This is a genomic window from Terrabacter sp. R4-6 (genome assembly GCF_057529065.1).
Window position 1 is genome coordinate 4,269,070 of sequence record NZ_CP197224.1, and the last position, 12,061, is coordinate 4,281,130.

General features: G+C 72.0%; 12 protein-coding genes. 10 read left to right on the forward strand and 2 right to left on the reverse strand.

Annotated features, from left to right (window positions below):
* The first annotated feature begins 7 nt into the window (after positions 1-7).
* Positions 8-1,423 (forward strand): DUF445 domain-containing protein, encoded by a 1,416-nt coding sequence (locus ACSSS0_RS19720; RefSeq protein WP_487229323.1) that lies wholly within the window; start codon positions 8-10, stop codon positions 1,421-1,423.
* A 29-nt stretch (positions 1,424-1,452) separates the two neighbouring features.
* On the opposite strand, the gene ACSSS0_RS19725 is transcribed toward ACSSS0_RS19720, so the two are convergent.
* The gene (locus ACSSS0_RS19725) at positions 1,453-1,914 is read right to left on the reverse strand and encodes a MarR family winged helix-turn-helix transcriptional regulator (RefSeq protein ID WP_487229324.1); all 462 of its coding nucleotides are present in this window, start codon (positions 1,912-1,914) and stop codon (positions 1,453-1,455) included.
* A gap of 59 nt (positions 1,915-1,973) precedes the next feature.
* Here ACSSS0_RS19725 and ACSSS0_RS19730 point away from each other — a divergent pair, with 59 nt between their 5' ends.
* Entirely contained in the window at positions 1,974-2,402 is a 429-nt protein-coding gene (locus tag ACSSS0_RS19730; RefSeq protein ID WP_487229325.1) for an organic hydroperoxide resistance protein, read from the forward strand.
* 52 nt (positions 2,403-2,454) lie between these two features.
* On the forward strand, positions 2,455-3,456 hold the full coding sequence (locus ACSSS0_RS19735; protein WP_487229326.1) for an NADP-dependent oxidoreductase: 1,002 nt from the start codon (positions 2,455-2,457) through the stop codon (positions 3,454-3,456).
* A 111-nt stretch (positions 3,457-3,567) separates the two neighbouring features.
* Here ACSSS0_RS19735 and ACSSS0_RS19740 read toward each other — a convergent pair whose 3' ends face one another.
* Positions 3,568-5,634: an elongation factor G-like protein EF-G2 gene (locus ACSSS0_RS19740; RefSeq protein ID WP_487229327.1), complete on the reverse strand. Its 2,067-nt coding sequence runs from the start codon at positions 5,632-5,634 to the stop codon at positions 3,568-3,570.
* Positions 5,635-5,760: 126 nt separating this feature from the next.
* Here ACSSS0_RS19740 and ACSSS0_RS19745 point away from each other — a divergent pair, with 126 nt between their 5' ends.
* The 7 genes from ACSSS0_RS19745 to pheS all read left to right on the forward strand — a co-directional run bounded on the left by ACSSS0_RS19745 (position 5,761) and on the right by pheS (position 12,060).
* On the forward strand, positions 5,761-7,098 hold the full coding sequence (locus tag ACSSS0_RS19745; RefSeq protein ID WP_487229328.1) for an MFS transporter: 1,338 nt from the start codon (positions 5,761-5,763) through the stop codon (positions 7,096-7,098).
* 324 nt (positions 7,099-7,422) lie between these two features.
* Positions 7,423-8,025 (forward strand): translation initiation factor IF-3, encoded by a 603-nt coding sequence (gene infC / locus ACSSS0_RS19750; protein WP_435986303.1) that lies wholly within the window; start codon positions 7,423-7,425, stop codon positions 8,023-8,025.
* A 105-nt stretch (positions 8,026-8,130) separates the two neighbouring features.
* Entirely contained in the window at positions 8,131-8,325 is a 195-nt protein-coding gene (rpmI, locus tag ACSSS0_RS19755) for a 50S ribosomal protein L35 (RefSeq protein WP_020144695.1), read from the forward strand.
* Between the two features lie 96 nt (positions 8,326-8,421).
* Entirely contained in the window at positions 8,422-8,823 is a 402-nt protein-coding gene (gene rplT / locus ACSSS0_RS19760; RefSeq protein WP_435986302.1) for a 50S ribosomal protein L20, read from the forward strand.
* Positions 8,824-8,872: 49 nt separating this feature from the next.
* Complete coding sequence (locus ACSSS0_RS19765) at positions 8,873-9,676, forward strand: TrmH family RNA methyltransferase (RefSeq protein WP_487229329.1); 804 nt, start codon at positions 8,873-8,875, stop codon at positions 9,674-9,676.
* Between the two features lie 38 nt (positions 9,677-9,714).
* Positions 9,715-10,842 carry a sensor histidine kinase gene (locus tag ACSSS0_RS19770; protein WP_487229330.1) on the forward strand — a complete coding sequence of 376 codons (1,128 nt, stop codon included), beginning with the start codon at positions 9,715-9,717 and terminating at the stop codon, positions 10,840-10,842.
* A gap of 108 nt (positions 10,843-10,950) precedes the next feature.
* Positions 10,951-12,060 carry a phenylalanine--tRNA ligase subunit alpha gene (gene pheS, locus ACSSS0_RS19775; RefSeq protein ID WP_435987854.1) on the forward strand — a complete coding sequence of 370 codons (1,110 nt, stop codon included), beginning with the start codon at positions 10,951-10,953 and terminating at the stop codon, positions 12,058-12,060.
* Position 12,061: the final 1 nt, after the last annotated feature.

Here is a 12,061-nt window from a genome sequence, read left to right on the forward strand (position 1 = left end):
GCCGGACGTGGACACCACACCCCAGGCGACTCGGGAGCGCGACCCCGAGGTCCCTCCCGCGACGGGCGGCGCCGCAGGAGCCCGTGACGCCTCGACCGGCCCCGGCCGTTCCGGCGGGCGGTCGGGCGGACGCTCGAGCGGACGGTCGGGAGGTGCCAGCGGCCCTCTCGGCTTCATCGTCGACCCGGCCCTTGAGGCCCAGCGCCGCCGTGACCTCCGGCAGATGCGGCTCGTCGCCACCGGGCTCCTCGTGTTCGCCGCCATCGTCTACGTCCTCACCCGCGGACACGACGACGGCCTGCTCGGCTTCGTCAACGCCGGTGCCGAGGCCTCGATGGTCGGCGCCTGCGCCGACTGGTTCGCCGTGACCGCGATCTTCCGGCACCCGCTCGGCCTGCCGATCCCGCACACGGCCCTCATCCCGCGCAAGAAGGAGATGATCGGCCGCAGCCTCGAGGAGTTCGTCAGCGAGAACTTCATGCGCGAGGACATCATCCGTGAGCGGGTGCTCGACGCCGAGCCCACCCGGCGGGCGGCCGAGTGGGCCCTGGCCCCCGGTCACGCGAAGCGGCTCGTCGACGAGGTGGCCACGGTCACGGTCCACGCGCTGCACCGCATCCCCGACGAGGACGTCCGCGCCGTCATCGAGCAGGCCCTGCTCCCGCGTCTCGCGCAGGAGCCGATCAGCTCCCTGGCCGGTGGGCTGCTCGACCAGGTGGTGCGCGACGAGGCGCACGTCGGCCTCGTCGACCTCGCGCTCGACGAGGTCCGCGTCTGGCTCGTCGACAACGAGGACGTCTTCGAGTCGCTCATCACGCAGCGCGCCCCGGCGTGGGTGCCCGACGCGATCAACGACATCGTGGCCCGCAAGGTCCACGTCGAGGCGCTCAAGTGGCTCGCCGACATCCGCAACGACCCGCGGCACGACGTGCGCCTCGCGCTCGACAAGCTGCTCATCGACCTCGCCGACGACCTCCAGCACGACCCCGTGACGCAGGCCAAGGCCGAGCGCCTCAAGGAACGGGTCCTGTCGCACCCGCAGGTGGCCGACACGGCGATGTCGCTGTGGGGCTCGCTCCGCGCCGTCGTCGTCGCCGCCCTCGAGGACGAGGACGGGCCGGTGCGCGCCCGCGCCGTCACCGAGGTGGCGGCGCTGGCCGAGCGGCTGCTCGCCGACGCGTCGTTGCGCGAGCGCATCGACACCCGCATCTGCGACGCGACGATCTATGCGATCGACCGCTACGGCACCGAGCTGACGAGGATCATCAGCGACACCGTCGACCGCTGGGACGGCAAGGAGACGGCCGAGCGCGTCGAGCTCCAGGTGGGTCGCGACCTGCAGTTCATCCGCATCAACGGCACCCTCGTCGGCGGGCTCATCGGGATGCTCATCCACGCCGTCTCGATCGTGCTGCCCTCCTGAGGTGGCCCTGCCGGTCGACCCGGACGCGTTCAGACCCCGGTGTCGAGTCGTTCGGTGACCTGGCGGAGCGTGCGGTGCAGGTCCAGCAGCTCCTGCCGCGAGAGCCCGCTGCGGACCGCGATCTGGTGCGGCAGGTCGCCGAGGCCCGCGAGGCGGTCGCGGCCCGCGGCGGTCGCCGACACGAGGACGCGGCGCTCGTCCTCGGGGTCGCGGACGCGTTCCACGAGCCCGGCTGCCTCCATCCGCTTGAGCAGCGGCGACAGCGTCCCCGAGTCGAGGCGCAGGTGCTCGCCGAGACGGCTCACGGTGAGCGGCCCGTGCTCGCCGACCGCCATGAGGGCGATGTACTGCGGGTAGGAGAGCCCGTGCTTCGACAGCAGCTCGCGGTAGACGGCGTCGAAGGCGCGCACGGTCGTGTGCATGGCGTAGCAGATCTGCTGCTCGAGGCTCAGGGTGCCGGTCGCGGCGGACGGCGGATTGGACGGGCTCATGACCCAAGCGTACTATCAAATTGCGCACAATCTAATTGTTGGCAATACAAGGAGCCCCGATGAGCACCACCACCCAGACCGCCCAGTACGTCGCCTCGGCCACCGCCTCCGGACGTGAGGGCCGTGCCGTCACCTCCGACGGCCGCCTCGACGTCACGCTCGCCGCACCCCGCGAGCTCGGCGGCAGCGGGGAGGGCACGAACCCCGAGCAGCTCTTCGCCGCGGGGTATGCCGCGTGCTTCGCGAGCGCTCTCGGGCTCGTCGCGCGCAAGCGCCGCGTCGAGGACTTCGACGTCGCCGTGACCGCCGACGTCAGCCTCTCCGGGTCGTCGGGCACCGGCTTCGGACTCGGGGTCGTCCTCCACGTCGAGCTGCCCGAGGGCCTCGACCCCCAGCTGGCCCGTGAGCTCGTCGACACCGCACACCAGGTGTGCCCCTACTCCAACGCCACGCGCGGCAACATCCCCGTCGAGATCGTCGTCGACTGACTGCCGGCGCCACACGCAACGACCCAGCACCCCTGTCCCAGAAGGAGACCCGATGACCAATCCCCGTGAGGTCCAGCTCGTCAGCCGCCCCGTCGGCTGGCCCACGCCTGACGACTTCGCCCTCGTCGAGAGCGCGCCCGTCGACCTCGCCGACGGCCAGGTCCGCGTCCGCAACGAGGTCATGTCGGTCGACCCCTACATGCGGGGTCGGATGAGCGACGCCAAGTCCTACGCCGAGCCGTATGCGTTGGGCGAGGCCATGCACGGCGGCGCGGTCGGCGTCGTCACCGAGTCGCGGGCCGACGGCGTCGCCGTCGGCGACCACGTCCTGCACGGCCTCGGCTGGCGCGAGGAGGCCGTCGTCGACGGCTCCGCCGTCCGCGTCGTCGACACGTCGGTGGCCCCGGCGTCCGCCTACCTCGGCGTGCTGGGCATGACCGGCCTCACGGCATACGCCGGCCTGACGCGCGTCGCCCGGATCAAGGAGGGCGACGTCGTCTTCGTGTCCGGCGCCGCAGGCGCCGTGGGCAGCGCTGTCGGGCAGATCGCCAAGGCGCTCGGCGCGAGCCGCGTCATCGGCAGTGCCGGCTCCCAGGAGAAGGTCGACCACCTTCTGCACGACCTCGGTTTCGACGCCGCGTTCAACTACAAGGACGGCCGCGTCTCCGACCTGCTCCGCGAGGCGGCACCCGACGGCATCGACGTCTACTTCGACAACGTCGGCGGCGACCACCTCGAGGCCGCGATCGGCTCGCTGCGCCTCGGCGGCCGCATCGCGATCTGCGGCGCGATCTCGGTCTACAACAACACCGAGCCCGCCCCGGGGCCGCGCAACCTCGCGCGCCTCATCCAGACCCGCGGCACCATCACGGGCTTCCTCGTCGGCGACCACTGGGACCTCGCCGGCGAGTACGCCCAGCGCGCGGCCGGGTGGATCGCGGAGGGCACGCTGACCTCGCGCGAGACGTTCGGCGACGGGATCGACCACGCGGTCGACGCCTTCCTCGGCGTCCTGCGCGGGGGAAACGTCGGCAAGATGGTCGTCCGCCTCTGAGGCGCACGACCCGGACGTCCGACGGACGCATCGGAGGAGGGCGGGTGCTGCGGCGCCCGCCCTCCTCCGTCCTCGCACGTCCTCGCACGTCCTCGCACGTCCTCGCGCCGCTCAGCCCCCGAGCAGCTCCTTGGCCTTGTCGGCCGGCAGCAGGTCGTGGCGCAGTGGCTCGCGCACGAACGACCCGGTGCCGTGCGACACCGAGCGCAGGTCGATGGGATAGCGCGACAGCTCGGCCTGCGGCACCTCGGCGTGCACGACGGTCCAGCCGCCCTCGGGGCCCATCCCGTCGGCCGGCTCGGTGCCGAGCACCTGGCCCCGCCGTCCACGCAGGTCCGACATCACCGCGCCGAGATACTCGTCGGCGATGGTGATGTCGACGCGGTCGATCGGCTCGAGCAGTGCCATCGTCGAGGCGTTCGCGGCCTCCTTGAGGGCTAGCGCCGCGGCCGTCTGGAAGGCCACGTCGGACGAGTCGACGGAGTGCGACTTGCCGTCGGTGAGCGTGACGCGCACGTCGACGACCGGGTGGCCGGTGAGCAGCCCCTTCTCGAGCTGGAGCCGGGCGCCCTTTTCGACGGACGGGACGAACTGGCGCGGCACGGAGCCGCCGACGACCTTGTCGACGAACTCGAAGCCCGCGCCCCGGGGGAGCGGCTCGATGTCGATCGAGCACACGGCGTACTGTCCGTGGCCGCCCGACTGCTTGACGTGGCGGCCCTGCACCGAGCACCGGCGCACGAAGGTCTCGCGCAGCGAGGTCCGGTAGGGCTCGGCCGTCACGGTGACGCCGTAGCGCTCGGCGAGCTGGCCGATGAGGTCGTCGACGTGCGCCTGGCCCATCGTCCAGAGGACCACCTGGTCGGTCTCGTGGGAGTGCTCCATGCGCATCGTCACGTCCTCGGCCACGAGGCGCTGTAGGGCGCCACCGAGCTTGTCGTCGTCGGACTTCGTCGCGGCGCGGATCGCGACGGGCAGCTGCGGCTCGGGCAGCAGCCACGGGGCGACGACCGCGGGCCGGTCGACCGAGGAGAGGGTGTCGGAGGTCTCGGCCCGGGTCAGCTTGGTTACGAGCACGAGGTCACCGGCGATGGCGGTGCCCCGCGGGCGGTGCCCGTCGACGAAAGGTGACGCGAGCGGGCCCACGCGCTCGTCGTCGTCGTGGGCCGGGTGGCCGGCGACCTCGTGCCCGACGAAGTCCCCGAGGTGACCCGAGACGTGCACGGTCTCGTCGACCCGCAGCGTCCCCGAGAAGACCCGCACGAGCGACAGGCGCCCGACGTAGGGGTCGGTCGTCGTGCGCACGACCTCGGCCACGAGTGGCTGGGACGGGTCGCACGCCACCCCGGACAGGGGACCACCGACGGGCGACGTGACGGCCGGGAGCGGGTGCACGGTCGGGTCGGGGAAGGCCTGCTCGACCATCGCGAGCAGCTCCGCGACGCCCGCACCGGTGAGCGGTGACACCGGGACGATGGGGAAGAAGGTTCCCTGCGCGATGGCGGTGCGCAGGTCGCCGAGCAGCGACTCGGTGTCGATGGTCTCGCCCTCGAGGTAGCGGTCGAGCAGGGTCGCGTCCTCGGACTCCTCGATGACGGACTCGATGAGGGCGGACCTCGCGTCCTCGTGCTCGTCGGACGTCTCGCCGGTCAGCAGGCCCACGACCCCGGTGACCGAGCCGTCCTCGACGACCGGCCAGTGCGTGGCCCGGGCGTCGCCGAACGTGCGACGACACGTCTCGACGGTCGCGGCGAAGTCGGCGCGCGGCTGGTCGAGGTGCGTCACGACGACCGCTCGTGGCATGCCGACGGCCGCGCACTCGCGCCACAGCAGCGACACGGGTCGGTCGATGTCGTCGGCGCCCGAGATGACGAAGACCGCGGCGTCGGCGGCCCGGAGACCGGCGCGGAGGTCCCCGACGAAGTCGGGGTAGCCGGGGGTGTCCAGGAGGTTGAGGGTGACCTGGCCGGACTCGAACGAGGCGGCGGTGAGGGTCGTGGTGCGGACGTGGTCACCCGTGCCGGTGCGCTGACCGGGGACGCGTGCCGCGACGAGCGCCTCGAAGAGTGCGGTCTTTCCGGCCCCGCCGGGTCCGACCAGCACGACGTTGCGGATGTCCTGCGGCGAGGCGGGGTTGGGGGCCGCAGGAAGGTCTGATCTGCCGGGCGTCTTTGCCATGCCCCCACCCTTCACCTGTCGCCCAGCCGTCACAAGACCCCGGGCGTATGCCGGCCGACACCTCCCGCGCGTCCCGTCCGGCAAACCCGCGTGCGGACCGTCGGCGCGGGGTGACAGGCTGGCGCCATGGATCTGGGGGCCTACCGGCCGGTGCTGGCCAACCGGGACACGCGCAACGCGCTGCTGCTCGGCTTCCTCATCCGCGTGCCCATGTGGGCGGGCGGGGTGATCCTCACCCTCCACGTCGTGTCGTCCCTCGGGCGCAGCTACGGCGCGGCGGGCCTGGTCACCGCCGCGTCGACCGTCGCCATCGCCGTCTCGGGCCCGTGGCGAGGCCGGCTGCTCGACCGGATCGGCCTGCGCCGCACCGTCGGCCCCTCGCTCGTGGTCCAGGTCGTCTGCTGGTCGATCGCGCCGTGGGTGGGCTACGCCCCGCTCGTCGCCTTCGCGGCGCTCGCCGGGCTCTTCGTCGTGCCGACCTTCTCGATCCTGCGCCAGGTCATCATCCGGTCGGTGCCGAGCGAGCAGCGCCGCACGGCCCTCTCGCTCGACTCGTCGGCGACCGAGCTGTCGTTCATGGCAGGTCCCGCCATCGGCGTGTGGCTCGCGACGTCCTGGGACACGGCGTGGGCCCTGCTCGTGTGCGAGCTCGCCTCCGCCGCAGCGGGACTCGTCCTGTGGGTCGTCAACCCTCGCCTGACGTCGGAGCCCGGTCACGGAGACGCCGACTCCGACCGTGGGCCGACGGGGGAGTCCGGTGCCCTGGACGAGCAGGGCGAGGCCGCCCGGGCCGAGTCCATCGCCGCCCCGGCCGTTCCCGACGACCCCGCGCCGAGCCGGGGGGTCCGCGGCTTCATCACGGTCCCGGTCGCCGCGGTCTACCTCGCCGCCGCCTGCTCGACCCTGGTCCTCAGCGGCACCGACGTGGGCATCGTCGCCGCGCTGCGCTCCTTCGGGGCCACCGGCTCGATCGGCTGGGTCCTCGCGCTCTGGGGCGCCGGGTCCCTCGTGGGCGGCATCCTCTACGGCGCCTGGCACCGGTCCTTCTCCGTCTTCTGGCTCCTGGGTGGGCTGGCGGCCACGACCGCCCCAGTCGCCCTCGCCGTCGGCGTGCCGAGCTTCGCCGTGCTCATCACGGTGTCCGGCTTCCTGTGCGCCCCGACCATCACGGCCACGGTCGAGCAGCTGAGCCGTCAGGTCCCGGAGCGGTTCCGGGGAGAGATGATGGGCTGGCACGGGTCGGCCATGACGGCCGGCTCGGCCGTCGGGGCCCCCGTGGCCGGCTTCGCGATCGACCAGGGCGGCTGGCAGTGGGGGTTCCTCGTCGTGTCCGCGCTCGGTGTCCTCGTCGCCGTCGCCGGCCTCCTCGGGTCGCGCACCACTCGGAGGTCGGGCCGGCGGGCGAGCCGCGGCGCCGCCACCGATTCGGAGCACGGCGTCACGACTGCTAGCATGGAGCACTGACCAGCCGTCACCCATGCTCCCGCTCCGGCGGAGGCCGGTGACGACGTGCAAGAGAAGCTCGCTTCCACCCGCGTCGACCTCACGGTCGCCGGGTCAAGGTCTGCTCGACCGGATGCCGTCCGCGGCATGCGCCTCGAGCCGTGTGACGCGACGGCGACCGTCCGGCATACGCGACCCTTGGGCTCCTCGTGCACACACGGGGAGCCCTTTTCTCGTTGTGGTCGCAGCAGGACAGGCACCACCCCGTCTGGTCACACCATTCATCGAACTTAGGAGCACCACATCAGCGAGCCTCGCATCAACGAGCGCATCCGGGTCCCGGAAGTGCGCTTGGTTGGCCCCAACGGCGAGCAGGTCGGCATCGTCCGCGTCGAGGACGCGCTGCGTCTGGCCGAGGAGGCGAACCTCGACCTCGTCGAGGTGGCCCCCATGGCCAAGCCGCCGGTCGCCAAGCTCATGGACTTCGGCAAGTTCAAGTACGAAGCCGCCATGAAGGCACGGGAAGCGCGCAAGAACCAGGTCAACACGGTCATCAAGGAGATCAAGCTCCGTCCGAAGATCGACCCGCACGACTACGGCACCAAGAAGGGCCACGTCGAGCGGTTCCTCAAGGCCGGCGACAAGGTCAAGGTGACGATCATGTTCCGCGGTCGCGAGCAGTCGCGTCCCGAGCTCGGTCGCCGCCTGCTCGAGCGTCTCGCCGACGACATCGCCGAGCTCGGCTTCGTCGAGTCGGCCCCGAAGCAGGACGGCCGCAACATGATCATGGTGATCGGCCCGACCAAGAAGAAGGCGGAGGCCAAGGCCGAGCAGCGTCGCTCCCGCGAGCAGCACGACCAGCGCCCCGCGAGCGAGCCGGCCGCGTCCGGCGAGCAGCCGGAGGCCCAGGCCCCGCAGACCGACGAGGCCACCGCCGCCGCCGAGTGATCGGCGGGCGGTGACCCGCCGGAGGCGCGAGCCCAGTCTCGAGCCACCGGCACGACACACCACGTGCGTCCACTGGCGCACGCAACACGAAGGAGATCGGCCCCCATGCCGAAGATGAAGACGCACAGCGGTGCGAAGAAGCGTTTCCGCCTCACCGGCACCGGCAAGGTCATGCGTGAGCAGGCCGGCGGTCGCCACCTGCTCGAGCACAAGTCGAGCAAGAAGATGCGTTCCATCGCGAACGACGTCGAGCTCGCCAAGCCGGACGCCAAGAAGGCCAAGAAGCTCCTCGGCAAGTGAGCCGGGACCCCCACCCATCAGCGATTCGCTGAGCAGCCGGGTCTCCGGTAAGCCAGCAGCAGCAAGCACTGCGTCAAGCAGAGAAGGAGTATTCACGTGGCACGCGTGAAGCGGGCGGTCAACGCCCAGAAGAAGCGTCGAGTCGTTCTCGAGCGCGCCAGCGGCTACCGCGGTCAGCGGTCGCGCCTCTACCGCAAGGCCAAGGAGCAGGTCACCCACTCGCTGGGTTACGCCTACCGTGACCGTCGCGCCAAGAAGGGTGACTTCCGCCGCCTCTGGATCCAGCGCATCAACGCCGCGGCCCGCGCCAACGGCATGACCTACAACCGGTTCATGCAGGGCCTCAAGGTCGCCGGTGTCGAGGTCGACCGCAAGATCCTCGCGGACCTCGCCGTCAACGACGCGCCGGCCTTCGCCGCGCTCGTGGAGCTCTCCCGCGCCAACGTCCCGGCCGCTGTCAACGCAGCCGAGGCGAAGGTCGCCGGCGACGCCGCCTGAGCAACGTCGACCGACGACGCACCAGCATCACGAGCGCCGGGACACCCCCGTGCTGACCAACACCCGATCCGATCGGGTCAAGGCGGTGCGGGCGCTGTCCCGGCGCTCGGTGCGTTCGCGCACGGGTGAGTTCCTCGCCGAGGGGCCCCAGGCCGTCCGTGAGGCGGTCGCCTTCCGTCCCGACCTCGTCCGCGACGTCTACGTGACGCCCGAGGCGGCCGACCGGCACCCCGACATCGTCGAGGCCGCCCGCTCCGCCGAGCTCTGGGTGCACGAGGTGACCCCGGAGGTCCTCGCCGCCATGTGCGACACGGAGTCCCCGCAGGGGATCGCCGCCGTGTGCCGGGTGCTCGACGTGCCGCTCGACGCCGTCCTCGCGGACCTGCCGCCGGACGCGCTCGTGTGCGTCCTGACGAACGTCCGTGACCCCGGCAACGCGGGCACCGTCATCCGGGGCGCCGACGCGGCCGGCGCCGATGCCGTCATCGTCAGCGACGCGAGCGTCGACGTCTACAACAGCAAGGTCGTCCGGTCGACCGTCGGGTCCCTGTGGCACCTTCCCCTCAGCCTCGGCGCGTCCGTGCCCCACATCCTCGCGGCGCTGCGTGAGCGCGGGGTCAGGCTGCTCGCCGCCGACGGGGCGGGGACGACCCTGCTCCACGACGCCGACCTCTCCGGGGCCCACGCCTGGGTCATGGGCAACGAGGCGTGGGGACTGCCGCAGGAGGTGCGCGACGCCTGTGACGACGTCGTCCGTGTCCCCATCCACGGCCACGCGGAGTCGCTCAACCTCGCCATGGCCGCGACGATCTGTCTCTACGCCTCCGCCGAGGCGCGCCGCACGAGCCGCTGACCGACCCCTCCCGGCAGCCTCATGGCTATCCTCGGGCCATGACCTCCGTCGACGGGACCGGTGCGCAGCTGCCCGGATCGGCGGGCGCGACTGCCCCGGTCGCCATGTTGGGCGAGCTGCTCCCCGACGGGCTCGTCGTCATCGGCGGCGACCGGCACATCCGGTTCGCCAACGCCGAGGCGCTGCGCATCCTCGACTGCGACCACGCCGACGTCGTCGGTCGCACGCTCCACGAAGGGCTGCCGCTCACCGACAAGTACGGCCGGGACTGGTGGGCGCACACCGACCCCTGGAACGGCCTGGCCACGCGGCCCGGCCATCGCGAGAAGCTGCTCGTCGCACCCAAGGGCCAGGACGTCCTCGTCACGGCGCGCTACGTGCGGTCCGAGCCGGGCGGCACGGTCGAGCGGGTCATGCTCGGGCTGCGTGACGCCGAGGCGCGGCAGCGGGCCGAGCGCGACCAGGCGACGGTCCTGTCCACCGTGGCGCACGAGCTGCGCGCTCCGCTGACGTCGGTGACCGGCTTCACGAGCAGCCTGCTGCGCCGCTGGGACCGTTTCACCGACGAGCAGAAGCGCCTCATGATCGAGACGATCGAGGCCGACGCCACCCGCCTGACCCGGCTCATCACGGAGCTGCTCGACATCTCGCGGCTCGACTCCGACAGCCTCAACCTGCGGCGGGGTCCCGTCGACCTCCACGCCCTGCTGACGACGCACGTCGTGCGCTACGAGCTCGGTCGCTCGTCCGGGGTCGTCCAGCTCGGGCTCGGGGAGGCCGCCCTCGCCGACGGGCTGCCGGAGATGTGGGCCGACACCGACCGCCTCGAGCAGATCTTCTTCAACCTCATCGAGAACGGCCTGCTGCACGGCGCCGGCAAGGTCACGGTGACCCTCGACCGCGGCGGTGCCCTCGGCGAGGCGCCGGAGTCGGTGGTCGTCGAGGTCGACGACGAGGGGGATGGCATCCCCCCGTCCGACCGCGAGAAAATCTTCGGGCGCTTCTGGCACGGCCCCTCCAACGCGAGCACCGGCCTGGGTCTCTACGTCGTGCGGGGTCTCGTCGAGGCCCACGGCGGCTCGGTGCTCGTCCGCGACAACGACGCCGGCGGCGCGCGCTTCGTCGTGACGCTCCCGGCGGGGCTGCCCGACGTCGTCGGCAGCTGACCCTCCGCGGGGCGGATGGCCCGGCACACCGGTTCGACGCCGCCCCTAGACTGGGCACCCGCACGACAGCCACCCGTGAACCCGAGCGAGAGCAGCGAACGCACGCCGATGTCCGGACCCAACACGAACTACGACCCGGTCGAGGTCTCCGCGCTCGACCCGGCGAACGTCGACGCAGCGGTGCAGGATGCCCTTGCCGCGATCAGCGCGGCCGCGTCCCTCGACGACCTCAAGGCCGCCCGCATCGCCCACCAGGGCGAGAAGAGCCCGCTCGCCCTCGCCAACCGCGAGATCGGCGCCCTGCCGCCGAGCGCCAAGGCCGAGGCCGGCAAGCGCGTCGGACAGGCCCGGGGTCGCGTCGGACAGGCCCTGGCCGTCCGACAGGCCGAGCTCGAGGCCGAGCGTGACGAGCGCATCCTCGTCGACGAGCGCGTCGACGTCACCCTCCCGGCGCTCCGTCGCGAGCCCGGAGCACGCCACCCGATCGAGCTCGTCTCGCAGCGCCTCGTCGACGCCTTCGTCGGCATGGGCTGGGAGGTCGCGGAGGGCCCGGAGCTCGAGAGCGAGTGGCTCAACTTCGACGCCCTCAACCTCGGGCCCGACCACCCCGCCCGGCAGATGCAGGACACCTTCTTCCTCGACCCCGTCGACTCCGGTCTCGTCCTGCGCACGCAGACGTCACCGGTCCAGATCCGGACGATGCTCGAACAGGAGCCGCCGATCTACGTCGTGGCGCCCGGCAAGGTGTTCCGCACCGATGACCTCGACGCGACGCACACGCCGGTGTTCCACCAGATCGAGTGCCTCGCCATCGACAAGGGCCTGACCATGGCCCACCTGCGCGGCGCGCTCGACGCGTTCGTGCGCATCATGTTCGGCGAGGAGACGCGCACCCGCGTCCGCGCGAACTACTTCCCGTTCACCGAGCCGAGCATGGAGACCGACTTCCTCTGCTTCGCCTGCCACGGCGAGGAGACGTGGGGCAGCGCCGAGCCGTGCCGCACGTGCGGCGGCTCCGGGTGGATCGAGCTCGGCGGCTCCGGCATGGTCAACCGCAAGGTGCTGCGGACGTGCGGCATCGACCCGGACGTCTACTCCGGCTTCGCCTTCGGGCTCGGCATCGAGCGGGCGCTCCAGCTGCGTCACGGGGTCCAGGGGATGCACGAGATCGTCGAGGGCGACGTCCGCTTCTCGCGGCAGTTCGGGATGGGGGTCTGAC